We start from the raw sequence: 25349 nt of genomic DNA, 5'->3' as shown, positions 1-25349 counted from the left end.
ACGGCGGGCACTGCCATCACGTGGTCAGTTCCATCCACCATCAGGCAAACGTACAGACCTCATCGAAAGACAAGCGTGGCAAGCGTTGATGCAACTTGCTCACATCGCCATATCCCAGATTGCAGAGAAAATTGCTGCGCACTGTAGTGCCGGCAAAAAATGCCTCATCCAGTGCCTGACTATCAAATCCCGACATCGGCCCGCAATCCAGTCCTAGTGCCCGGGCTGCCAGCATCAACCAGGCAGCTTGCAGGGAGCTGTTGCGCAAGGCGCACTCCTCGCTCGCCGTGGGGTCGTTGCGGAACATGTCACTCACATCGGCATGGGGGAACAACCTGGGCAACTGCCGCCAGAAGTTCATGTCAAAGCCGATAATCACCGTGACTGGTGCGCTTAACACTTTTTCGACGTTGCCTGGACTCAGACATGGCTTCAACCGCTGCTTGCCCTTATCACTGGTGACAAACACCAATCTTGCTGGCATGCAGTTAACCGAAGTCGGTGCAAACTGAGCCAAAGCCCATAACTCCTCGAGGAGCGACCTGCTGACAGGGCGCGCTTGCCAACCATTGTGGCTGCGCCCCTCGCGAAACAGCAGATCGAGACTTGCATCATCGAGGCTCGACAAGCGTCGGCGAAGATCATTCGCCATTTCCAATGTTGAACTCATGGGGGCACTCATACTCAAGGTAGACGTACAATGACCAGCATCCGTGAATGCTGGTCGATAGCGGCTTACCAGGGGTTGGCGACGAACGCGCGATCAAGCACTTCGACGACTTCGTCGACGTGTTCTTTGTTGAAGGTCAGCGGTGGCGAAATGATCAGTTTGTTGACGATGGTGCGGATCATCACTCCATTGTTCACACAGGCTTCTGAGATCGCCAACGGATAAGCATCCGCAGGACCGAACGGCTCCTTGGTCGCACGGTCCTTGACCAACTCGACTGCCAGCATCAGTCCTTTGCCGCGTACATCGCCGATCGCCCGGTGTTTCTCTTTGAGCGACAGCAGCCTCTCGAGGAAATAGTCGCCGACCACCCGCGCGTTTTCTGCAAGGTTCTCATCCAGCACAATGTCGATTGCAGCAAGCGCTGCCGCGCAGGAGACAGGATGCCCGGAGTAGGTGTAACCGTGCATGTATACCGAGGTGAAACCGGCGTCACGCTCCCAGGCCCGGGCAACGCGCGAATTGACCAGTGTTGCGCTCAAAGGCACATAACCGCTACTGATGCCCTTGGCCAGGCACATGATATCCGGCTTGACGCCCCAACCTCGGGACCCGAACAACGAACCGCTTCGACCCAGCCCGGTAATGACCTCATCGGCGATCAGCAGAATGTCGTACTTGTCGCAGATCTGGCGCAAACGGGGCCAATAGGACGCAGGCGGGACGATGACTCCGCCGGCGCCCTGGACCGGCTCAGCGATCAACGCAGCAATGGTGCCTGGCGCCTGCATTTCGATTTGCCGCTCGAGGATCTGAGCGCAGATTTCAGCAAGCTCCTCTGGATCATTGGTGAAAGGGTTGCGATACAGGTGCGGTGATTCAACCTGAAAAAATCCTGGCATCAACGGTTCATAGCTGTTTTTCCAGGCATTGCCGCCACACGCGGACATGCCACCAAAATTAAGGCCGTGATAACCGTTGTACAGCGAGACGAATTTGACCTTGTCAGGTTGACCTTCGAGTTTCCAGTACTGACGTGCAATCTTCAGCGCACTTTCCACCGCATCGGAGCCACCCAGACCAAACGATGCCTTGACCATACCCTCTTCGGCCGCCACTTCCGTCAACTTATGCGACAGTGCAATGGCCGGTGCGTTGGTGCTGCCCGGGAACAACGAATAGTAGGCAAGCTCCTCCATCTGCTTGGTCACTGCATCGATGATTTCGCGTCGGCCATAACCCGCATTGACACACCACAACCCGCCCTGACAGTCGATAAAACGACGCCCGTCAACGTCGGTAATGTGCACGCCATCGCCGGACTTGATGATCAACGGCCTTTGTTCATGCAGCGCTTTGGGATCTTGCATCGGGTGCATCAAGTGCACCGTATTGTGTTCTTTGAGCCAGGCATTGTTGTTACTGTTCATACTGCCACTCCAGGTCATTCATTAGGGAAAGGACACACAGCCATGTGTGATCCCTGGTCCTGAATCTAGGGTCTGACACCCCTTGCGTCTCTACCCTCAAGGGGTGAGTCGCCACCCTCACAACGGCATATTTCAGACGCCCAACGCGTGACAATCCTGCAAATGCCAGCCAATCCGCACACGGTTACCCGGCAAGGAGGGAACCAGCCCTTGAACATTGGGTATTTTGATGATGAAGTCGTCATGTCCACATAGCTTGACGCGGGTACGCAGGTGGTCACCGTGGTAGATCACTTCACAAACGTCTGCCTCGAAGTTGTTGCTCAGTTCAATTCCCGGCTCCAGAAAACTGACCCGCTCGGGACGCAACGCCAGACAGCAACGCTGCCCTGTCTTAAGGCCTGGTGAGCTCATTGCGTTGATTTGCTGACCTGTATCCATGCCAATGACACAGCGCTCACCCTGCACGCTCTGAACGATACCTTTGAGTTGATTGTTCTCGCCGATGAACTGCGCAACGAAGGCATTCGCGGGACGCTCGTAAAGCTCGCCCGGACTGGCCAATTGCTGGATCACACCATCGTTGAACACCGCCACTCGATCAGACATGGTCAAGGCCTCGCCCTGATCATGGGTGACGTAGACCATGGTGATGCCCAGTTGGCTGTGTAAGCGTTTGATCTCATATTGCATCTGCTCGCGCAGTTGTTTGTCCAGCGCCCCCAGTGGCTCGTCCATCAGCACCAGCTTGGGCTCGAAGATCAATGCGCGCGCCACGGCCACCCTTTGTTGTTGACCACCAGACAGTTGCGCGGGCTTTCGTGTTGCCAGGTGCTGCAGGTGCACCATTTCCAACGCGCGCCCTACCCGACTGCGAATTTCCGCCTTGTCCAGACGCTGGACTTGCAACGGAAACGCCAGGTTGTCGGCGATAGTCATATGCGGGAACAAGGCATAGTTCTGGAACACCATGCCGATGTTACGTTTATGAGTGGCTATACGGCTGATCGGTTGGCCATCCAGATAGATCTCCCCTTCGCTGGCGGTTTCAAACCCGGCGAGCATCATCAGGCAGGTGGTTTTACCCGACCCCGAGGGACCGAGTAGCGTCATGAACTCGCCCTCACGGATACTCAGATTGAGATTCTTGACCACGAAATTCTGGCCGTCATAACTTTTTTTCACGCCAGCGAACTTGACGTAGGAATCATTACTCTTCGACATGAAGTCACACGCTCTCGAGTGAATTGCAGGGTGGCCGCGAACCTGTCGCAACCGAAATCACGTTCCGGATGTGGCACTTTTCCCAGCCATGCGCGAGGCATAGCGTTGCAACCAGCCAAGGGTCAGCAGGAAGAGTGTCGACAACAGCGTCAGCAGGAACGCCACGGCGGTAATGGATGGACTCAGGTTTTCGCGAACACCGGAGAACATCTCTCGGGGCAAGGTGCGCTGATCTGGTCCCGCCAGTAGTAGCGACACCACCACCTCATCGAATGAAGTTGCAAAGGCGAACACCGCACCGCTTGCTACGCCCGGAAGAATCAGCGGCAAGGTGATTCTGTAAAACGTACGAATCGGACCGGCACCAAGGCTCGCCGCCGCGCGCAGCAAGCCGCGATCAAGCCCTTGCAGCGTGGCGTTCACCGCGATCAACACAAAAGGTGTTGCCAGTGCCGTATGCGCCAGCACCATGCCGATGTAAGTGCTGGCCAACCCGAGCGTGGAGAACAGAAAGTAGATACCGACGGCTGTGATCACTGTCGGAACGATCATCGGCGACAACAATACCGCCATCAGTAGAGGCTTCATGCGGAAATCCGCAAGGTTGAGACCCAGCGCTGCCAGTGTGCCGAGCACCGTTGCCAAGCCCATGCTGGCGACACCGATCGTCAAACTGTTCTTGAGTGCAAACAGCCATTGAGGCGAGTTGAACACCTGCTGATACCAGCGCAACGACCAACCATCCAACGGGTAGCTGAGAAAACTTCCACCGTTGAATGACAATGGGATGATCACCAGGATAGGGGCCATCAGGAACACCAACACCATCCACGCCGCGCAACGATTGAAATAGCGCCAAAACAGAGTGCTTTGCATACGTTCTCCTAGCGACCGATGCGCTGTACGCCAACCAAGCCGACATAAACCCGATAAAGCACCAGCGTTGCGATAAGCAGGACCATGCCCAACCCCGCGGCCAAGCCCCAATTGATTGTGCCGCTGGTGTAAAAGGCAATGTAGTAACTGATCAGTTGGTCATTTGAGCCACCAATCAGCACCGGAGTGATGTAGTAGCCAAGAGCAAGAATGAAGACCAGCAGTGAGCCCGCGGCTATACCCGGCAGCAGCTGTGGTAAGTACACCCTGCGATAAGCCATGACCGGTCCCGCGCCGAGCGACACCGCTGCACGCATTTGTGCAGCCGGAACCGCGCGCATCGCGCCATACAGCGGCAGGATCATGTAGGGCAACAGCACATGACTGAGCGCCACCAGCACACCCGTGCGGTTATAAAGCATGTGCAGCGGGTCCTCGATTACACCCAACGTTTGCAGAAGGTTGTTGACCAGACCATTTCCTTGCAGCACAACCACCCACGCCATGGTCCTTACCAGTACCGAGGTCCAGAACGGCAGGAGCACCAGCAACATGATGATCCCGCCCAGCCGAGGTGACGCAGAGGCCATGTATTGCGCCACCGGAAACGCCAGCAACAAAGTGATCAGGGTCACAGACAACGAAATACCGAATGTACGCCCGAGAATATCCAGGTAGTTCGATTGCCCCTCGTCAACCTGAACAATCTGTCCTTGAGCATCGCGCTTAAGGTCCAACGCCGTCAGCAAGTAGAGATCGGTAACCGGCCCACGGGCACGCTCGATGGCGATCCATGGCTCCAGTTTTGCCCATTGCGGATCAATCGCGGTCAGTCGCTGCTGCCAGGTCCCATTCCCAGCTTCAGAAGTTGCCAACTTGCGCGCACTGTTACTGATCAGGCTGCGCAACCCCGGAGTGTCGTAGTTAATACGCCGCGCTATTGTTCCGAGAGTTTTATCCTGCTGGGCCTGGCGCAAATCAGCCACCAACGCTTCATACGCTGCGTCAGAGGGTAAAGTCCGCTTGTCCCAGCCCTTCAATGCCGACATTGTGCGAGATAACAGCGTGGCGGTTTCTCGGTCATCAACTGCAAGTTTGAGCATGCCACTTAACGGCATGATGAATGTGCCAAGCAGGAACAAGAATAACGGGGCGATCAGCAGCAGTGCCATACACTGACGTCGGCGCAACTGGGGGCAGCTTCGTGGGAATGCCTTGACGCCTGAATCCGTGGCGGTAGCCATCACCCCGGCGGCGGCATTTCGTGAATTCACGACCCTCATTTTGCCGACCATGCGGAGAATCGCTCAGTCAGTGAGTCAATGTTCTCCAGCCAATACTCTGCATTGAAAGGTACTGATTTGGCCAGGGTCTCGGGCGAGCTCGGCAACTGAGCCTGAATCTCGGCCGGGATCAGCTGATTGGCGTCTTTGTTCGCCACCCCATACCGAATTTTCTGCGGGAAACGCGCCTGGTTGCGAGCATCGCCGAAATACTTGAGGAAACGGTAAGCCTCGTCCTGATTCTTACTGCCCTTGAGCAGCACCCAGGAGTCGACCATAAAAACTCCGCCATTCCATACCACTTTGAAATTGCGCTTGTCCGACTCATTGGCGGCAAATACACGGCCGTTGTAAGTGGTGGTCATAACAACTTCGCCAGAGCCAAGCAGTTGCATCGGCTGGTTGCCGGCCGACCACCAGATTATGTTCGGCTTGAGTTGCTCCAACTTAGCAAACGCGCGATCGACACCTTGCGGAGTACTCAATACGGCGTAGACCTGATCAGGCGCAACACCATCGGCCATCAAGGCGAACTCCAGGTTCATTTTCGGCCCCTGACGCAGTGCTCGCTTGCCGGGAAATTTCTTTACGTCCCAAAAATCAGCCCAGGATTGAGGTCCGGCCTTCAGCACATTGCCATCATAGGCAATCACTATGCTGTATACGTTCGCACCCAACCCGCATTCGCTCGCGGCCCCCGGGATAAATTGCGAGGGTTTGCCAATGCGCGAGAAGTCCAGCGGTTGATACAATCCCTCCTCACAACCCAGCACCATCTCCTCGGGTTCGACCTGTACCAAATCCCATCCGGAGTCACCGGCCATGATCTTTGAACGCAAGATACCGATGCCGCCGTCCCAACTGTCTTCATGAATGTTCAGCCCTTCGGCCCGCAGGGGATCGAAGAACACCTCTCGCTGCGCATCTTGAAAGATGCCCCCCCAAGACACCAAGGTGACCTGAGCCGAAGCATTGCTGGCCAGAACAACCCCAGCCAATAAACCGCAGATACTCGAAGAAAACTTATGGTTCATGGACGTACCCTCAGTGCAGGCAGTCGGATATATCGGAATGTTTTTTTCACCGACTCGCTACAACCGTAAGCTACGCTCGCTCGGATCAACTAACGTCACCCTGAAGGGTGACGCTCAATTGTTCAGATGTTCAGACTTGCTGGGGGGCCAGGCCGGCCGATTGAGTGAAACCGCACTGGGTAGTTCAAAATCGCTAGTCACACGCAAAAAAAGGGCGCCTTTAGCGGCGCCCGTCGAGTTTGTAAGCAATTGATTCAGCGTTGCCAGCGAATGATCAGAAGGTCTTCGCCGGCCATGCGCTGCAAGTGATCAGCCACCACCGGCTTCAGCTCATCCAATTGAGCCAGATCAGGCGCCTGAAGGCTGATGAGCAAGCCGCCCTCATTGATTTCAAGCAGGCAACGGGACGGATCGAAAAAAATTTCTCCCTGTGTCTCATTGAAACTGACGGTGAACTTATGACTCCAATGGCGGCAAAGACGGGTCAGGCAGCGGGCTGCCAACGGCGTGCTGACATGGGCGCGAGATATCAACATAGACAACTCCTCAATGAGCAAAGCCCCTTGCGCACAAGGCTCAAGGGGCATGCCAATTTTGCATAAGCGCCATGGGGTTGTAGCTAGTGTTTATAGCCATGAGCCGCGCCGAAAATCAGCTCCCGCTCAGACCAGTTATGCCGCCCATCCCAATGCATTAGTACGGCCTGCGCATCACGTTCGTACTTCTCATCCATCTCGGGAGTAGCCGTGTGCACACCCAACTCAAGGCGATGCCCCGAAGGGTCGAAAAAGTAGATTGAAAGCAGAAAGTCATCATGATTGACCGGCCCCAATACGTTGACGCCTTTGGACTCCAAGTCGGCCTTGGCTTGCAACAGTGTTTCGACATCCTTGACCCGAAAAGCAAAGTGCTGAACCCAGCCTGGAGTCTCGGGATCCCGCCCTGAAACAGCGCCTGGATCGTTGGGCAGTTCAAAGAAGGCAATGCAGCTTCCGTCTTCCATCTGAAAAAAAATATGAATGTGCGGGCTGTAGGCGCCCGTTGACGGGACATGGTCTTCGCCCATCGCGTGAATGAATTTCAGGCCGAGAATATTCGTATAGAACTCGACCGTTTCCCGGGCATCTTTGCAACGAAAGGCAGCATGGTGGAGACTTTTACAGAGCATGGTGAGCTCCCTGTTCTGGGTTTGATGTCTGGTTCAGTTAATGTTGCGCTGCGCAACAACCTGATCGATGGGACCGAATACCGAACGCCCTTGTCGGTCGAAGTGCTCGATCCTGACCCGCTCGCCGAACTTCAACAGTGAGGTCGAGGCCTGGCCAGTCTTGATGGTTTCCAGTGCACGCCACTCGCCGATACAACCGCAACCGACACTGTCATCCTCATTAGAAACCGTGCCCAGCCCCACTAAACTACCGGGCTCGAAGTCTCGGGTTTGAGCCACATGAGCAATCATGTGGCCATAGTGGAAGGGTGTATCGATACCGGTTTCTATATCGCCAAAGAGTTCTCCGCGAACCCAGCACTTCATTTTCCCAGACACCAATTTGCCGTCCCACAAATCGCCCAATTCATCGGGAGTAACGGCGATTGGCCCCAGAGTGGAAGCCGATTTGCTGGTAACAAAACCAAAGGTGCGTTTGAGTTCGGCGGGAATCAGCGCGCGCAACGAAACATCATTGAGCAGCACGAACAACCGGATGTAGCTTGTCGCATTCTCTGGCGAGACCCCCATGGGTACATCACCGGTGACGGCGGCGATCTCCGCTTCAAAGTCGATACCCATGCCATCGTCAGGCAAGCTGATGGGGTCATTCCAAGCCATGAAGCCATGGGAGATGCCCTGATACACGAGCGGCTTTTCCAGTAGATCCGTCGGCAAGGTCTCGCCCCGCGCAGCACGATTGCGCTGAATATGGCTGAGGTAGCAGGCCCCATCCAGGTACTGATAGCTGCGTGGCAGCGGCGACCCCAGCACCGTCATATCAAGGGCAAAAGCCCCTTCGATCTGACCCTGATTCAACGCGTCATACAACTCGCGCAGTGGGGCTTCAAGCGAGTCCCAGTTGTCCAGTGCGAACTGCAAGGTGGGCGCACGCTCACCCACTTTGACTGCCAGCCTCAGATCGCGACTGACCACTAACAGTTGGCCATCACGCCCAGATTTCAGTGACGCAAGCTTCATGATTCTAACTCCAGACATTAAATGGGCAGCCCTGCCCGATGAGTTCGAGGCAGGGAGAGCTCAACGGCGCGCTCTCGCCTCAGGAATGCTCGAACAGCGCGTGCAAATTGTTTGAGTTGAAGAACGCACCCGGATGGAACAGCCCCACCTCCATCGACAACGCCAGAAAACGACGTGCCTGTAGATCAGCAAAATGCGCCTGAAGAGTGGCGAAAATGTTTTGCCCTATTTCCTCACGCAGCGTCTGCGGACGAGTGGCACTGAGCTTGAGCTCGACATGAACGCCCGCGTAGTCGCCCAAGCCATCCGCAAAACAATAGTGCTCAATGCGCCGTGCCCGACTGCGGATGCCACCAGTGGGGAACAACTGCTTGGCGATCAGTTGCCGATGAACTTTGGCGAACAAAGTGTCCAGCTCCAGTTCGTTTTCAAGATTGGCGGTGTACTCGACAATGAAATGCGGCATTTGAAGACCTCAGGCAGAGCTCAGACCGATCAGGAAACCCGAACCAATACGGTTTTGCTTTCCAGATAGCCGTCCAAACCTTCACGACCAAGATCACGGCCGAATCCGGATTGCTTCGTACCACCTTCTGGCAACGCCGGATAAGGGAAGCCCTCGGTATTAACCGAAACTTTGCCGCACTTGAGCAAAGGAATAAGCTGATGCACGCGGCTCAAGTCACGACTCCAGACACTGGCCGCCAAACCGTACACTGTGTCATTGGCAAGCATCGCTGCCTCTTCGAGATCATCGAATGGCATGACGGCGAGGACCGGGCCGAAAATTTCTTGCTGCACCAGCTCGTCCTCCTGCTTGATGCCGGCCAGGACTGCCGGCGCTGCAAAGAAGCCCTCGCCTTGAGGTGAGCGCCCTTGGGTAACCAGGCTTGCGCCCCCCTGCACTGCTCGTTGCACATAACCCTGCACTCTTTCGAGCTGACGAGCGTTGATCAATGGCCCCATCTGGCTACCCGCATTGAGCCCGGCCCCGAGCTGCAGACTGTCAGCCTGCCGGGCGACCCCTTCCAGGACCTGCTCATACACCCGGCGCTGCACATACAAACGCGCACCGGCGACGCAGATCTGCCCTGAGTTGGTGAAAATCGCATTGGCCGCACCGCTGATGGCCTGCTGCAGATCGGCGTCATCAAACACGATGGTTGGAGATTTTCCGCCCAACTCGAGGGTGACTTTCTTCAAGTGGTCAGTGGCCAGACGGTTGATGTACTTGCCAGTCTCAGTGGAACCGGTAAAGGAAATCTTCGCCACCTGGGGATGGCGCACCAAGGCTTCACCTGCTTCTGCACCGTAGCCCGTCACGATGTTGACCACACCATTCGGAAAACCGGCCTGCTGAATCAGATCAGCCAGGATCAGGGCCGTCAGCGAGGCATCTTCAGCCGGTTTCAGCACGACCGTACAACCGGCTGCCAACGCCGGCGCAAGCTTCCAGATCGCCATCATCAGCGGTACGTTCCACGGCACGATTGCCCCGACCACGCCCACCGCTTCACGGGTGGTGTAGGCAAAAAACTGACTACCGGGAAACGGCATCTTCACATCAACCGTCTCGCCGACGATCTTCGACGGCCAGCCGGCCATATAGCGCAGAACGCCAGCGGCGCCGCCCACGTTGATTTCGGCAAAGCCCAACGGCATGCCGTTATCGACGCTTTCGACTTGAGCCAGAAGTGCCATATTGGCTTCGATCAAATCGGCCAGGCGCAGGATCAGGCGTTCACGATCAAGCGGCGACAATCCGCGCCAGGATGGCTGATTGAAAGCACGATAAGCAGCCTGCACAGCGGCGTCGATATCCGCGGCATTGCCTGCCCCGATAGCACTGATCTGATGACCACTGGAGGGGTCGAGCACAGCAATGCTGGCGGTGGGCGCCTGCCACTGCCCATCAATAAAGTGACCGTGTGTGTGCTCGAGAAATACACGAGCTGCAGGGCTCAGGCGTGAATAATCATTACTGTCGATCGCCATGACTCAGGCTTCCTGTTACCCCAATGGGGCATTGAACATGACCCCATAGTAGGAAGCAGTAGAAGATCGGCCTATACCCGTCCAAGGTGACCCCTGCACCGGCTCGTCCGTGAAGTCGTGTATGTGGAGCATGTCGATTTGGATGCGGCTAGCCAGTAATGACTACACCCGTCAAAAGTCTCCTTTGAACCCAAGGTTCCAAGACGCGCGCAACGCTGCTTTTTTCAATGCCCTGACCTGCTCAGGATTCAGTTCACGGGAAATATTCTGCACGGTCGCCACCAGCGCTACAGTGCCGATAAATTCCTCGTTGATGCCTAATATCGGAGCAGCGATAGCAGAAATTCCCAGTGTTTCTTCCTCGATGGCTGACGCCCAACCTTGAGACCTGGCTTCGCTGACCTGGCCCACCAAATCGGCACGGTCGGTCACGGTATTCACCGTGACGGCGGGCAACTCGCCTGGGAGTTGATCCATGCTCAACTGCTTGGCAAAGGCCAACGCGACCTTGCCCTGGGCGTTGCAATGCAGCTGCAGTTCAGTGCCGATACGCACACCAATTTCAAGCGTGGATTTGCCCAGCAGCGTTTCGACCACTATCAACCGGCGCGCTTGAAGCACCGACAGAACCACCGTCAATCCCAGTTCGTCTCGCAGATCTCGAATGGCGTCAGCGGAAGCGCTTAGCAGGTCGATGCCGCTGGCGGCTACCTGCCCGAGCACATAGGCCTGGATGCCCAGTCGATACTTTGAGGTCTGCGGGTTTTGACTCAAGTAACCGCGCTCGACCAGAGTCTTCAGGTGCCTGAACACTGAGCCTTTAGTAGTCCCCAGTTGTACGGCCAACTCACTGACCCCAATCTCATCCCCCGCGCTTGCCACTCGTTCGAGCACATCGAGGGCCAGTTGCACCGATCTGACTCCACCTTTCCCTGCATCGTCGCTCATGTTTGATCCCGTTCATGCGATTCATCGAAGTCCGCGTCGAGCTGGCAAGCTTTGTGCTGTAGATCTTAAAAGCACCGTGTTCGCGTAGGCGAAACGATACAACTGTATATCACCGATAAACAAGTCTGTGACTCTGCATTTTCGCCTTACTGAACTCCTCATCTCGACATCTCACCAACTGCAGCATAAGCGGATGATTTCTCGACAAAAGTCTTTCCCCTTACAAAAATCCATCGAATAATTTTTCTTCCAACGAAACACTATTGCTTACAGCGATACACAAAACATTTGACGATCACCGCCAATAGTCGTAAAAATGAAACTACGTACCGCATACGCATACGACTGATTAATGATTTAAGAGGATGACGTCATGACCGCTCGTGATTCGGCCCTGGCCAAGCGAGACATCGCCCACCATCTCCACTCGCAGACCAATCTGCGACTGCACGAACAACTGGGTCCATTGCTGATCGAGCGTGGCGAGGGCATTTATGTATTTGATGACCAAGGCCGGCGCTACATAGAGGGCATGTCAGGCCTGTGGTGTGCAACGCTGGGCTTCAGCCAACCGCGTCTGGCTGAAGCGGCGTATGCACAAATGTTGAAGCTGCCCTATCAGCAGACCTTCGCGCACCGCAGTCATGGACCGGCCGCAGACCTGGCTGCCGAATTGATTGCCCACGCGCCGGCGGGCCTGGAAAAAGTGGTGTTCCAGAGTTCAGGATCGGAAGCGATCGATACCGCGATCAAATTCGTTCGCTACTACCACATTGCGCTGGGAAAACCGGGCAAGACACGCCTGATTGCACGTCACCGCAGTTACCATGGCACCACACTGGCCGCCGCCAGCCTCACCGGTTTGCCCAACATGCATAAAGGTTGGGGCGAGCCCCTGGCCGACGTCATCCATGTGCGTTGCCCACACCTCTATCGCCAAGGCCTTCCCGGGGAAACCGAAGAAGCGTTCTCCACCCGCCTCGCCGAAGAGTTGGAGCAGACCATTCTCGACGCTGGCCCTGAAACCATTGGCGCCTTCTTCGCTGAGCCTGTGATGGGCACCGGTGGCGTGATCCTGCCGCCAGCCGGGTATTTCGCCAAGGTTCAGGCGGTACTGCGCAAGTACGACATTCTGATGGTGGCCGACGAAGTGATCTGTGGCTTCGGGCGCACCGGCTATTACTGGGGCTGTCAGGCAATGGGCATTCAGCCCGACATGCTGACTTGTGCCAAAGGTTTGTCCGCAGCGTTTCAGCCGATCTCGGCTTTGCTGCTCAGCGATCAGGTCTATCAGGTCATCGCCGATCAGAGCAATACCCTGGGTGGCCTGGGGCACGGCTACACCTACGGAGGGCATCCGGTGGCCGCAGCCGTTGCACTGGAAACCCTGCGCATGTACGACGAGTTGGCTATCGTCGAACACGTTGCCGAGGTTGCCCCGGCCTTCCAGGCTGGCATCAAAGCCTTTGCCGATCATCCACTGGTGGGCGATGCACGCGGCATCGGTCTGATGGCGGCACTGGAGTTCGTCGCTGACAAGCAGACCCGTGAACCCTTCCCCGCCGAATTCAAAGTAGCCAGCAAGGTCAGCGATGTCCTGCAACGCAACGGCATCCTGCTGCGCGCACTGGGCGACACCCTGGTGATGGCGCCGCCGCTGATCGTCGATGCCGATCAGATCCAGACTATTCTCAAGGCTGTGGCTCAGGCACTCGATGAAGTCCTCGCGGGTATCCGGCCATGACCGCACAATCCAGTCGCGCGCTGACCAGGGTCCCTATGCCACTACCCGACAACATCGAAGCACCCGTAGCGGAAAGTCCGGTACTGGTCCGGTTCGAAGGTGTACACAAAACATATGACGAGCGCAGCTGGGTCGTAGACAACCTGGACTTGAACATCCGTCAGGGCGAATTTCTGTCCCTGCTGGGCCCCAGCGGATCGGGAAAGACGACCACATTGATGATGCTTGCCGGTTTCGACGCGCCAGACCGTGGCCGTATCCTCATGGACGGCACTGACATCAGTAAACTGCCGGCTTATAAACGCGACATGGGCGTGGTCTTTCAGAGTTACGCCTTGTTCCCGCACATGAGCGTGGCCGAGAACGTCGCCTTCCCCCTCAACTTGCGCAAAATACCGGCCGCCGAAGCAAAGGTTCGCGTCAAGGAAGCGTTGACCCTGGCTCGTCTGGAAGGGTTTGAAGATCGCAACCCCGCACAGTTGTCCGGAGGCCAGCAGCAACGTGTCGCGCTAGCCCGAGCGCTGGTGTATCGCCCACGCATCCTGCTGATGGACGAACCGCTGGGTGCCCTCGACAAGGGTTTGCGCGAACACATGCAACTGGAACTCAAAGCCATCCATAAACAGCTGGGCATCACGTTTGTCTACGTTACTCACGATCAAGACGAAGCCATGACCATGTCGGATCGCGTGGCGGTGTTCAACGAAGGCAAGATCGCCCAGATCGACCGACCGGAAACCATTTACAACCGCCCTGCCACACGCTTCGTGGCGAACTTTCTGGGTGAAACCAATGTGCTGGAAGGTGTCCTGGTCAGTGTCAGCGGCAATCTCGCACGAATCCGCCTGACCGAAGGCGACACGGTTCACGAGGCGTTTTGCTCTGATCCCGAGCTGGTCGCAGGTCTCCCGGTGGCGCTGGCTATTCGCCCCGAAAACCTGAGGCTGGCAACGCCGGGAGAGGCCGCGATTCAGGCCCGCGTCGTCGACAGCATCTTTCATGGCGCCCACTGCAAGTTGCGCCTGGTGATGACCGATGGCTGCGAGCTGTCGATGACTTACAACCCGGGCAGCCTGGGCCAGGCACCACCCCTGCCCGGCGAAAGCGTGAGGCTGGCGCTGCCTGCCGCACAGGCAATGATTTTGCGCTGAAAGCCCAAAACAACAAGAACGCGTCGATCTGTTACGTCACTTCTGCCGACCACAACTAAATCAACAGTCTGGGAGTCACATCATGTTCAATCCATGTTCCGTTCGCAGTCTCACATTCGTTTTGTGCGGGCTTGCCTTGCTTCAGGGAACCGCTCAGGCCAGAGACCTCACCGTGGCCTCATGGGGCGGTGCGTATCAGGATGTGCAACGCAAAATCTTCTTCGAACCCTACAGCCAGGCCAGCGGCAATAAAGTCATCGATGACAGCTGGGATGGTGGTATCGGCCTGCTGAGAACTCACGCTGAAGGTGCAGACAGTGGCTGGGATGTGGTTCAGGTCGAGGCCGAAGACCTGCAATTGGGTTGCGGTGAAGGGCTTTTCGTCGCGATGGACTTCAAGCGTATCGGCGGCAAAGACAACTACATTCCCAGCGCGGTCAGCGAATGCGGTGTGGGTAGTGCGGTCTACAACTTCGTACTGAGCTACGACACCAGCAAAGCCAGTCGTACTCCAAAAGACTGGAGCGACTTTTTCGACACCAAAACCTTCCCCGGCAAACGCGCACTGCGCCAAGGTCCCAAGGGCAACCTGGAAATCGCCCTCATGGCCGACGGTGTCGCACCGGCCGACGTCTACAAAGTCCTCAACTCGGCGGGTGGCGTAGAACGCGCCTTCAAGAAACTCGACACTATCAAGAGCCAGCTGCTGTTCTGGAAAGCGGGTGGTCAACCGATGCAACTACTCGCGTCGGGTGAAGTGAACATGACCACGTCCTATAACGGCCGGGTGACCAACGCTATCCGCCAGGACCACAAGCCTTTCGGACTGGTCTGGAATCAGTCCCTGCAAACCATGGACAGCTGGGTGATCCTCGCCAACTCGCCGAACGTCGACAAAGCCTATGGTCTGCTGGATGTCATGGGGAAAGCCGAAAACCAGAAGAAATGGCCAAGTCTGCAGCCGACCGGTATCACTTCCGTCAAAGGCATCGCCGGAACCGACCCGGCAGCGCTCGCTGACTCCCCGAGCGCACCTCAGAACAGCGCCAACGTGCTGGTGCTCAACGACAAGTTCTGGGTCGACCGTATCGACGAGCTGAACGCCAAATGGACCGCCTGGTCGGCCCAGTGATCCAAATCGAGTAAAAAGACATGAGTGCAATCGTAATCAATGCCTCATCACCGGTGGTCGCCCGCAAGGATCGCGGCGCCCTCTGGCGCGCCTACGGCCTGCTGGCACCTCTGGTGGTGTTTCTCGCCCTGACCTTCGTCGGTCCGATCGGCACATTGCTGTGGCGCGCAGTCGCTGACAGCGAACTGCCCCAAGCGATGCCCGCAACGGCCCGTGCCGTCTCGGACTGGGACGGCACTTCCGCCCCGGATGAGCGCTTGTTCAAACCGTTGGTACAAGACCTCAAGGCGGTATCGTCCCGCGACCTCGCGGCGGCTGCCCGCCGTTTGGCTTACGAGGCGCCGGAACTGCGTGGTTTACTGATGGCAGCCAAACGCGAGGCCGGCGATCTCGACGGCAGCAGCGCGAGCATGCAAACGCTCGATCCACGCTGGCTGGACAATGCCACCTGGCAAACTTTCAAACGGGCCTCTGGCCCTGTCGGGACTTACCACCTACTGTCCGCCGCGGACATGAAACACGACTACCAACAGGGCCTGGTCGCCAAGGATGAAGCCGGTCTGTATCGCTCGATCCTTGGGCGCACCTTTGGCATCGCCGCCATCACAACGCTGGTTTGTGTACTGTTGGCATTCCCGTTGTGCGTGTTTCTGGACCGCCGAACGCCCAAGGCCCGCAACGCGCTGTTGCTCCTGATCCTGCTGCCGTTCTGGACATCGATTCTGGTTCGCACGACCGCCTGGATGGTGCTGTTACAGGACCAGGGCATCGTCAACGCGATGCTGTTGAAGCTCGGATGGGTCAACAGTCCGTTGCACCTGCTATATAACCGCTTCGGCGTGATTCTGGCATTGGTTCACGTGATGCTGCCGTTCATGGTGTTCCCGCTTCTTGCCGCCATGTCCAGTTGCAATCGCTTGCTGGTACAGGCGGCCTACTCGATGGGGGCTCGCCCGCCGCGGGTGTTTTTCCAGGTCTACCTTCCACAGGTACTTCCTGGACTGGCGGCCGGTGCCTTGATGGTCTTCATTGTCACTCTCGGTTTCTACATCACGCCCGCATTGCTCGGTGGACCGGCTGATCAAATGATCAGTTTCTATATCGCCCAATTCACTACCGGCACCCTGAACTGGGGCCTGGCTTCGGCATTGGGGTTGGTGTTGCTGGTAGCGACCACCCTGCTCTACCTCATTCAGGCGCATCTGGCCCGCCGCAGCACAGGAGCTAAGTGATGATCCGTAATCCCAATAGTGGGCCGATGGCCTGGTTCGGCAATTTCGGCGTGTCATTGAGTGGCTACCTGGTACTGGCCTTCCTGTTGTTGCCCATTCTCATCGTGCTGCCACTCTCATTCAGTGACAGTCGCTACATGTCACTGCCACTGGGACACTTTACTTTGCGCTGGTACGAGGACTTCTTCTCCTCCTCGCAATGGCTAAGTGCGCTGTTCAACAGTTTTGCGGTGGCCCTGGCGAGCACCGCGCTTGCCGTGATCCTGGGTGGGCTGGCGGCGTTAGGACTTCGGCACCCGGCCATGCCTGGCAAACGATTCATCGAAGTCCTGTTGATCGCACCCATGATCGTGCCAGCGGTCATCGTCGGCGTGGGCATGTATTTTGTGTTTTCCAATGCGGGGCTGACGCGAACCTACCTGGGGTTGATTCTGGCGCATACCACCTTGGCGGTGCCGTTCGTGGTGGTCAATGTCGGCTCGGCACTGGGTGGTCTCAATCAACGCCTGTTATGGGCAGCTGCGAGCATGGGCGCGACGCCCTGGACAACCTTGCGCAAAGTGACATTGCCGCTCATCTCGCCGGGCCTGTTGTCCGGAGGACTCTTCGCCTTTGCCACCTCCCTGGATGAAGTGGTCGTAACCCTGTTTCTCGCCGGCCCCGATCAGCGGACGCTGCCTCGCGAAATGTTCACGACGGCCCGAGAAGCATTAAGTCCAGTCCTGCTTTCCGCGGCCACCATCATGGTGCTGTTTGCCACCCTGCTGTTGCTGTTGTCACGCTCTTTGAGCCGACGCTCGTAACCCTGGGGCCTACCACACAGGCCGTGCCCTCACGTCACTCACGGGCCACGCCCGTGGACTGGCGCACGTCCTTGAAAAGCCTGGTTTTAAAGCCTGAATTCGGTGCTTGACACTCCGGATAGGGCCTTACTAACATCGAAACACCAAAAGAAATGATGTTTCCATTAGAGAAATACAAAGCCGTATGTTTTCGCTCCCTGCCAACAACATTCTGCTGCGGCCTTGGTCGCCTGCCGCATAAGTACAGAGAGCTACCATGCACCTCATCTCACGTCGCACCTTCGACAATGGCCAGGACTGCGCGCTGTACAGCCGCATTGCCTGGCGCCTTCTTCCCTTGCTGTTTGTGTTGTACGTGGTCGCCTTCCTGGACCGGGTCAACGTGGTATGCGGAGGCCTACGTGCCGTTCTGTGGCCTGGCCACCCTGGAAGACCTGAGTGGCTGGCACACCGCGGTGGTCGCCCGATGCTGGAGCTGCTCCAGGCGCAACAACCCGACAGCGATGCCTTGGCCTTTCAGAAAAAGCGGTGATCGAGCGAACCGCAAGCCTGTTTCGTGAAACCAACGAATGGTTCGTTGCCTGCTTGTAGGCACGCCTGGACAACCCACCCGAGGACGCTCCCCAACCAATGAGATGACAGCTTTTTCTTGCGTTACACGTTTAGGCCTTTTGCCGGCGAAACCCGGCAAACCACAACAAGAAAAATTCCATAAGCCCTCAAACTGCCGCTGACAGGAATACAGATGTCCATTACCGAAAACGATGTAAACACGCTTCTCGACTCCGCCTGTACCGATGCAGGCCGCCGCCAGGTTTTAAAAGGGATTGTCGGCGGGGTGATCGCCGGCTCCCTGCCCGGGGTTGCCTGGTCGGCTGCCGCTCAACCCGCGTTGGCCGGCGCCCAAAAACCGGCGAAAGCGACGGGAGAGATTGTCGACTGGAGTGCAGCTCAACTGAGCCTGGCCATCCACGGGCGGCAGGTGTCGTGCCGCGACGTGATGGTGGCCTACCTGGCGCGTATCGAGCAGCTCAATCCCACCTATAACGCCATCGTCGCCCTGCGCGACCCCGACAGCCTGCTTAAAGAGGCGTCGGCCTTTGACGCCAAACTCAAGGCCGGTGAGTCCCTGGGTTGGCTGCATGGTATCCCGCAAGCGCCCAAGGACCTGGCGTTGACCAAGGATATCGTCACCACCTTTGGCTCGCCGTTGCTGCAAAAAAATCAACCCAAGGTAGATTCGATTCACGTCGCCCGGGCACGGGCGGCGGGTGCGTTGATGATCGGCAAAACCAACACGCCGGAATTCGGCCTCGGTTCCCAGACGTACAACCCGGTGTACGGCCCCACTCGCAACCCCTACAACCGGCAGAAAACCAGCGGCGGCAGCAGCGGTGGCGCGGCCACGGCGCTGGCGCTGCGCATGCTGCCGGTGGCCGATGGCAGTGACTTCGGCGGGTCGCTGCGCAACCCGGCCGCATTCTGCAACGTGTACGGCATGCGCCCGAGCCAGGGCCGGGTGCCCCGCAGCCCGGCGGATGAAGTGTTTATCTCGCAGCTTGGCTACAGTGGCCCGATGGCGCGCACGGTGCCGGACCTGGCGTTGCTGCTGGCCACCCAGTCGGGCCTGGACCTGTCCGACGCGCTGTCCCTGGAAATCTCGGCCGAATTGGCTGCGCTGACCCCGCATAACGTCGAGCACGCGCTTGAGTCCCGACAAACCGGCAAGAAAATCGGCTGGCTGGGGGACTGGGGCGGTTACCTGGCCATGGAGCCCGGCATCCTTGAGCTCTGCGAAAAAGCCCTGGGCAACCTCGCAGGCCAAGGCATGGTCGTCGAGCCGCTCAAGTCACCGTTTTCGCCCGAAAGCCTGTGGGACACCTGGTTGGTGCATCGTCATTTCGGCATCGGCAACGGCCTGCTCAAGTACTACGAGGACCCGACCAAGCGCGCGCAGCTCAAACCCGAGGCCATCTGGGAAATCGAGGGTTCGCTGAAGCTGTCCGCTGCAGACTTTTTCAACGCCAGCAAAGCCCGGAGCGCCTGGTACAAGACCCTCGTCACGCTGTTTGAAACCTACGACTATCTAGCAGTGCCCACCGCCCAGGTGTTCCCGTTTGACATCACAGAACACTGGCCCAAGCAGATCAATGGCCGCTCGATGGACACCTACCATCGGTGGATGGAAACCTGCTTCCCGTGGACCTTGTCCGGCAGTCCGATCATCAGCGTTCCCGTGGGTTTCGGCCCCCAGGGACTGCCCATGGGCATGCAACTGATCGGACGCCCGCGGGATGACCTGGGGCTGCTCAAGCTGGCGTATGCCTATGAGCAACATAATGATTGGGTCAACACCAAACGCCCGGTGCTCCAATAAAACCTGCCACGCCAACACATAACTAAAAAGCGCAGCGTTCGGCCGAGCCCATTGGCCGGCGCGTGCGCCCCTGCACCCGGGATGTGAAAATGAAGAACAAACATGTGTTTCATGTTGCGCTGACCTGCACCCTCCCCCTGAGCGCGTTGGCCGACAACAGTGGCTTTATCGAGGACTCGCACTTTTCCATAAAAGCCCGCAACTTTTATATGAACCGCAACTTCCTCGACAACCGCACGTCGCAAAACTATTCGGAAGAGTGGGCCCAAGGCTTTATCGGGGTTTTCGAGTCCGGGTTCACCACGGGCACCGTCGGGTTCGGTATGGACGCCATCGGTTTGCTCGGCATCAAGCTGGATACCGGCAACGGCCGCAAGGGCGGTGGGACGCTGTTACTCGAGGAGGACAGTGACGGCGCCAAATCCCAATATGCCAAGGGCGGTGTGGCGGTCAAGGCGCAACTGTCAAACACCCTGTTCAAGTACGGCGAGCAACTGGTGAACCTGCCGGTGCTGGCCACCAGCGACAATCGCCTGCTGCCGGAAACCACCCAGGGCTGGCTCGTCACCAGCAAGGAAATCACCGACCTGACCCTGCACGCCGGCCACTTCACCGCCATGCGCAACCGAGACCAAAGCGAGCATGACAGCGGCCGCCTCACCTCCCTCGACCTGATCGGCGGCAGTTACCAGATCAACCGCAACCTCAATGCCCGGGTCTACCATTCGGATGTCGAGGACTACTGGCGCAAATACTACGTGGGCGCTACTGCCAGCCTGCCCCTGGGCGACGGCTACACCACCAAGTTCGACTTCAACGGCTATGACACCAAGAGCCAGGGCCAACAGCGCGGCGGTGTGCTGGACAACCGCATCTGGAGCCTGTCGGCTTCGCTGGCAGCCGGACCGCACACATTCATGATTGCCCACCAGCGCGTCACCGGCCATGGCAAATACAGTTACGGCGTGGACGGTAATAGCACAGTGTTCGTGGCCAACTCAGTGCAATACTCGGACTTCAACTACGAAAACGAGCGCTCCTGGCAGGCCCGCTACGACTTAAACTTTGCCGCCCTCGGCGTGCCGGGGCTTAGTTTTATGACGCGCTATCTGAAGGGTACGGACTTCCACACCGCGCAGACCGATGACGGTCACGCATGGGAGCGGGATATCGAAGTCAAGTATGTGCTGCAATCCGGACGCGCCAAGGACTTGTCATTCAGGGTACGCCAAGCAAGCTTCAGGAGTCCTGATCGAGGCGTAAACCTCAACGAGGTGCGTTTGATCACCGAGTATCCGATCAACCTCTTCTGATCCGCCGAACCTGGCTGGAAGCGCCCAAGCTACCATTTCGATACAAGAGGTGGCTTGGGCATCGACTACAACCGCCGGTACGTTCCCGCGTGTAATCGCTCACTGATTTCCGCTGCTGCCGACTGCAACTCACGCAGCATGGCCGCAGGCGGCGGCGTGGCAATTGCCGCGCTAGGGCCGACAATGCCGATAGTCCCGACAATCACGTCATTCTCGCGAAAGATCGGACAGCACAAAGCATTGATACCCATGGTCACTTCACCGTCGGCATCGTCATACAGGCGTTGGCGTATCAACTCCAGTCGTTGCATCAGCGCGTCTGGGTCATGCAGCGTACGCTCGGTCAGGCGCGGCATCTTACGGCGCATCACCCGTTGCTGACTGGCGGCATCGGAGAACGCAAGCACCGTGCGCCCCTGTGCTGAACAGTAAGGCAGTACACGATTACCCGGCTTGACCGAAATACAGACGTTGGCCTTGGATTCGACACATGACACCACCAGCGCGGTGTCGTGAGTCGCGACCGCCAGTAGTGCGGTTTGCCCTGTGGCATCACGGATACGCGTGAGGTAGGGGTCAGCGATAGCGCGCAGATCAAACTGCTCACCCGCGGCTTCACCATAGGCAACCAGGCGGGGGCCGAGCAGGTATTTTTCGCTGACGGGATCCTGTTCAAGAATGCCGAGCTGGCGCATCGAGGCCAGATGCCGGTAGGTCCTCGGCTTGGCGGTTTGCAGCAGATGCGCCAGTTCAGTCACTCCCAAAGGGCGGCGTGCGGCCGTCAGCTCATCGAGCAGACGGAACACCATTTCCACTGACTCCAGCAATACGGGGCCGGTGGTGGGCTTTTCGTCATCCTGTTCCAAGAGGTCACCTCTAGTCGATAACTGGAAAAGCCCGATTGTATCTCCTGCCGAAACACTTTTGTTGGTCTGCGATATCAGATGCTCGATAGTTCGGGCAATCCCTTAGCGTCCTTGGCGCCTGGAGGCTTGACTGAAAACATGACAAACGCCCCTATCAACGTCATTCCGGCCAGCGCATACAGGCCATATTCCAGATGGCCACTACTCTGCTTGACCCACCCCATCATGAATGGACTGGCATAGCCGCCCAGATTACCGACGGTGGCGATCAGCGCGATCCCTGCCGCCGCCGCAGTACCGGTCAGTAGCACGCCGGGCAGCGCCCACAAGACACAGAAACCCGCCAGACCACCCGACATGGCCAAACTCAGCCCTGCCAACGACAACACAGGTTGATCATGGAAGTACGCTGCGATGGCAAGCCCCAGGGCAGAAGCCAGATTGCAGAGCGTACCGTGCCAACGTCGCTCACGTTTTTTGTCCGAGTGGCGGCTGACCAATACCATGAGGACCGAGGCGACTGCGAAGGGAATGGCAGCAATCAACCCGGTCTGAAACAGGCTTTTTACCCCAAGCCCCTGAACGATCTGCGGCAGCCAGAACGACACACCGTAGGTGCCGCACAGTAATGCAAAGTTGACGTAGATCAGGCACCACAAATCTTTATTGACGAATGCCGCACGGAAGTTGTGGCCCGCCCCGGCCGCCTCATGGTGCTGACGCTGAGCCGCCAGTTGCTGCACCACGCGAGCGTTCTGTTCCGGGCTCAACCAGTGCACTTTGCCAGGTCGATCGTCCAGGTAAAAGAACACCGCGATACCCAGCAGTACGGCCGGTATCCCCTCCAGCAAGAACAACCATTGCCAGCCCGCCATGCCCGCTACGCCGGCAAACGTCTGCATGATCCAGCCGGAGAGCGGACTGCCCAGAACGCCGGCCATCGCAATGCCCAGATTGAACCAGGCCATGCCTTGGGACCGCGCGTAGGAAGGAAACCAGTAGGTCATGTACAGCACGACCCCAGGATAAAAACCGGCCTCTGCCATGCCCAACAGAAAGCGCAGGATATAGAAGGCAGTTGGCGTTTTGACGAACATCATTGAGATCGACAGCAATCCCCAGGTGATCATGATCCGGGTGATCCAGAACCTCGCCCCTACGCGCTGCAGGATCATATTGCTGGGGATCTCGCACAGGCAGTAGCCGATGAAGAAAACCCCGGCGCCGAAACCGAACGCAAGATCGCTCAAACCGATATCGGCCGACATCTGAAGCTTGGCAAAGCCAACGTTCACGCGATCCAGAAAAGCGACCACATATAAAACGAAAAGAAACGGCAATAGGCGCCAGGCGATACGGTTGTAGAGCAGGCTGTCCTGTTCATTGTCGAAGGTGCTGCGGGATATGAGGTTCATCGCTGTACTCTTGTAATTGTTGTGCATGCGAAGAGGTGTGGGGCTTGAACGGACTAGGCTGCGCTCCCCAAAATGAAATCGGCACACCGTTCACCGATCATGATGCAGGGAGCATTGGTATTGCCGCTGACGATGGTCGGCATGATCGACGCGTCGGCGACGCGCAGCCCCTGCACGCCATGCACCCGCAAATCGGGCCCGACCACTGCGTTGGCATCCGTCCCCATGCGACAGGTTCCCGCAGGATGGAAAACGGTTTTTGCAACACTGCGCACGTAGTCCTCCAGCACATGATCTGGAATGTCGTCGTGATCAGGAAGCAACAGCATGTTTTCCACCACGCAGGCCAGCGATGGTGCACGCAGGATGCGTCGAGCAAACTTCACTCCAGCGACCATGGTACGAAGGTCGTGCTCATCACTCAGATAATTAGCCTTGAGTGACACTTCCTGCATCGGGTCAGCACTTTTGAGGCGCAGTTGGCCGCGCGAGCGTGGCCGCAAGGCACAAGGGTTGATCGAAATACCGTGGCCACTGGGGGGCAACCGGTCGATGTCACCGACCAGCGCGGGCACCACGTGAAATTGCACATCGGGCCGGCCGCAACCGGTGGCATCAACAAAGGCCCCGCTCTCGACCACGTTGGAGCTGAGCAGGCCCGAACGGTTGGCCAGGTACTTGATTCCATGCCCCAACGCCCGCAAGCCTCGGTCATGTCCGAGCAAGCTGACAGGTTCACGCGTTTGCGCATAAACCGAAGCACTGAGGTGATCCTGGAAATTCTCGCCCACACCCGGCGAGTGAACTCGCATTGCAATGCCCATTTCTTCCAGGTGAGCCTGTGGCCCGATCCCCGACAGCATCAAAAGCTTGGGTGAAGCGATCGCTCCGGCACTGACAATGACCTCTGCACGGGCGGCAAAGCTGATCGCAGCGCCTTCACGATCCACGGCCTGAACACCCGTGACCCGACGGCCATCGAACAGCAGTTCGGTGACATGGGTCTCGGTGAGCACCTTGAGGTTTATGTTGTTGCGCAAAGGCCGTATGTAAGCCACCGCCGAACTGGTGCGCCGACCGTGTGAAGTGGTGGTCTGATAGAAGCCCGCGCCCTCCTGCCTCGCGCCATTGAAATCATCTGTCTCGGGCACCCCCGCTTCGACAGCCGCCCGCACAAAGGCGCGGCTCAAGGCATGCCGGTGCCCCGGGTCACTGACAGTCAGCGGGCCCGACTGGCCGTGCAAGACACCGCTTAATCGGACATTCGACTCACAGCGCCGAAACACCGGCAGAACGTCCTGCCATCCCCATCCGGGACAACCGTTGGCCTGCCAATCGTCATAGTCTTCTGCCTGGCCGCGAATATAAATCATCGCATTGACCGAACTGCCACCCCCCAGTGTGCGGCCTTGTGGAATGTAGACCTGGCGTTGGTTGACGAAAGGCTCGGGTTCGGTGCGATACATCCAGGTACGCCGAGAGCCGTGAACCCGGATGAAGGTGCCGGGAATGTGAATGTAAGGATGATTGTCAGCCGGCCCTGCTTCGAGCAGTAGGACCTGTTTGCCAGCGTTCGCCAGCCGTGCGCTCAAGGCACAGCCAGCGGAACCGGCCCCGACCACAATGAAATCGAAGGTTTGCATTGGCATTGTTCTCGGTGTTGGGCGT

22 protein-coding genes and 1 pseudogene are annotated in these 25349 nt (G+C 57.7%); 8 read left to right on the top strand and 15 right to left on the bottom strand.

What is annotated here, in order from left to right; genetic code table 11:
* Positions 1–40 precede the first annotated feature (40 nt).
* The 12 genes from KGA85_RS06795 to KGA85_RS06740 form a co-directional block, all read right to left on the bottom strand.
* Positions 41–670, bottom strand: coding sequence for a malonic semialdehyde reductase (locus tag KGA85_RS06795; RefSeq protein ID WP_263289117.1), 630 nt, complete (start codon positions 668–670; stop codon positions 41–43).
* 65 nt (positions 671–735) lie between these two features.
* Positions 736–2100, bottom strand: a complete 1365-nt coding sequence (locus KGA85_RS06790) for an aminotransferase class III-fold pyridoxal phosphate-dependent enzyme (protein WP_223510821.1) — start codon at positions 2098–2100, stop codon at positions 736–738.
* Between the two features lie 132 nt (positions 2101–2232).
* Entirely contained in the window at positions 2233–3324 is a 1092-nt protein-coding gene (locus tag KGA85_RS06785; RefSeq protein ID WP_223510820.1) for an ABC transporter ATP-binding protein, read from the bottom strand.
* A gap of 57 nt (positions 3325–3381) precedes the next feature.
* The gene (locus KGA85_RS06780) at positions 3382–4200 is read right to left on the bottom strand and encodes an ABC transporter permease (protein ID WP_223543008.1); all 819 of its coding nucleotides are present in this window, start codon (positions 4198–4200) and stop codon (positions 3382–3384) included.
* Positions 4201–4208: 8 nt separating this feature from the next.
* Complete coding sequence (locus KGA85_RS06775) at positions 4209–5372, bottom strand: ABC transporter permease (RefSeq protein WP_223510819.1); 1164 nt, start codon at positions 5370–5372, stop codon at positions 4209–4211.
* 107 nt (positions 5373–5479) lie between these two features.
* Complete coding sequence (locus tag KGA85_RS06770; protein WP_223510818.1) at positions 5480–6517, bottom strand: ABC transporter substrate-binding protein; 1038 nt, start codon at positions 6515–6517, stop codon at positions 5480–5482.
* Positions 6518–6771: 254 nt separating this feature from the next.
* Entirely contained in the window at positions 6772–7053 is a 282-nt protein-coding gene (locus KGA85_RS06765) for a DUF2218 domain-containing protein (RefSeq protein WP_223510817.1), read from the bottom strand.
* A gap of 83 nt (positions 7054–7136) precedes the next feature.
* On the bottom strand, positions 7137–7685 hold the full coding sequence (locus KGA85_RS06760) for a VOC family protein (protein WP_223510816.1): 549 nt from the start codon (positions 7683–7685) through the stop codon (positions 7137–7139).
* Between the two features lie 33 nt (positions 7686–7718).
* Positions 7719–8705, bottom strand: coding sequence for a fumarylacetoacetate hydrolase family protein (locus KGA85_RS06755; protein WP_223510815.1), 987 nt, complete (start codon positions 8703–8705; stop codon positions 7719–7721).
* A gap of 79 nt (positions 8706–8784) precedes the next feature.
* A complete protein-coding gene (locus KGA85_RS06750; protein ID WP_223510814.1) occupies positions 8785–9171 on the bottom strand; it encodes a 5-carboxymethyl-2-hydroxymuconate Delta-isomerase in 387 nt (128 codons plus the stop codon).
* A gap of 29 nt (positions 9172–9200) precedes the next feature.
* Positions 9201–10700 (bottom strand): aldehyde dehydrogenase family protein, encoded by a 1500-nt coding sequence (locus KGA85_RS06745; RefSeq protein WP_223510813.1) that lies wholly within the window; start codon positions 10698–10700, stop codon positions 9201–9203.
* 171 nt (positions 10701–10871) lie between these two features.
* Positions 10872–11648 carry an IclR family transcriptional regulator gene (locus KGA85_RS06740; protein ID WP_223510812.1) on the bottom strand — a complete coding sequence of 259 codons (777 nt, stop codon included), beginning with the start codon at positions 11646–11648 and terminating at the stop codon, positions 10872–10874.
* A 373-nt stretch (positions 11649–12021) separates the two neighbouring features.
* Here KGA85_RS06740 and KGA85_RS06735 point away from each other — a divergent pair, with 373 nt between their 5' ends.
* The 8 genes and pseudogenes from KGA85_RS06735 to KGA85_RS06700 all read left to right on the top strand — a co-directional run bounded on the left by KGA85_RS06735 (position 12022) and on the right by KGA85_RS06700 (position 21400).
* A complete protein-coding gene (locus KGA85_RS06735) occupies positions 12022–13392 on the top strand; it encodes an aminotransferase (protein ID WP_223510811.1) in 1371 nt (456 codons plus the stop codon).
* Entirely contained in the window at positions 13389–14543 is a 1155-nt protein-coding gene (locus KGA85_RS06730) for an ABC transporter ATP-binding protein (RefSeq protein ID WP_223543007.1), read from the top strand. Before KGA85_RS06735 ends, KGA85_RS06730 begins: the two co-directional genes overlap by 4 nt.
* Positions 14544–14625: 82 nt before the next feature.
* Positions 14626–15675, top strand: coding sequence for an ABC transporter substrate-binding protein (locus KGA85_RS06725; RefSeq protein WP_223543006.1), 1050 nt, complete (start codon positions 14626–14628; stop codon positions 15673–15675).
* Between the two features lie 20 nt (positions 15676–15695).
* Positions 15696–16907: an ABC transporter permease gene (locus KGA85_RS06720; RefSeq protein WP_223510808.1), complete on the top strand. Its 1212-nt coding sequence runs from the start codon at positions 15696–15698 to the stop codon at positions 16905–16907.
* A gap of 2 nt (positions 16908–16909) precedes the next feature.
* On the top strand, positions 16910–17710 hold the full coding sequence (locus KGA85_RS06715) for an ABC transporter permease (protein ID WP_411736616.1): 801 nt from the start codon (positions 16910–16912) through the stop codon (positions 17708–17710).
* A gap of 386 nt (positions 17711–18096) precedes the next feature.
* A pseudogene (locus KGA85_RS06710) lies at positions 18097–18242 on the top strand (class II histone deacetylase); the annotation flags it as partial.
* A 213-nt stretch (positions 18243–18455) separates the two neighbouring features.
* Positions 18456–20087 carry an amidase gene (locus tag KGA85_RS06705; RefSeq protein WP_223510806.1) on the top strand — a complete coding sequence of 544 codons (1632 nt, stop codon included), beginning with the start codon at positions 18456–18458 and terminating at the stop codon, positions 20085–20087.
* A gap of 89 nt (positions 20088–20176) precedes the next feature.
* Positions 20177–21400 carry an OprD family porin gene (locus KGA85_RS06700; RefSeq protein WP_223510805.1) on the top strand — a complete coding sequence of 408 codons (1224 nt, stop codon included), beginning with the start codon at positions 20177–20179 and terminating at the stop codon, positions 21398–21400.
* A 65-nt stretch (positions 21401–21465) separates the two neighbouring features.
* Here KGA85_RS06700 and KGA85_RS06695 read toward each other — a convergent pair whose 3' ends face one another.
* The 3 genes from KGA85_RS06695 to KGA85_RS06685 form a co-directional block, all read right to left on the bottom strand.
* On the bottom strand, positions 21466–22266 hold the full coding sequence (locus KGA85_RS06695; RefSeq protein ID WP_223510804.1) for an IclR family transcriptional regulator: 801 nt from the start codon (positions 22264–22266) through the stop codon (positions 21466–21468).
* A gap of 74 nt (positions 22267–22340) precedes the next feature.
* Entirely contained in the window at positions 22341–23681 is a 1341-nt protein-coding gene (locus KGA85_RS06690) for an MFS transporter (RefSeq protein ID WP_223543005.1), read from the bottom strand.
* A 53-nt stretch (positions 23682–23734) separates the two neighbouring features.
* Positions 23735–25324 carry a GMC family oxidoreductase gene (locus KGA85_RS06685; protein WP_223510802.1) on the bottom strand — a complete coding sequence of 530 codons (1590 nt, stop codon included), beginning with the start codon at positions 25322–25324 and terminating at the stop codon, positions 23735–23737.
* Positions 25325–25349 lie beyond the last annotated feature (25 nt).

It is taken from the genome of Pseudomonas sp. GL-B-12 (assembly GCF_019955895.1).
Classification (GTDB): domain Bacteria; phylum Pseudomonadota; class Gammaproteobacteria; order Pseudomonadales; family Pseudomonadaceae; genus Aquipseudomonas.
This window is presented reverse-complemented; position numbering and strand designations above follow the sequence as displayed.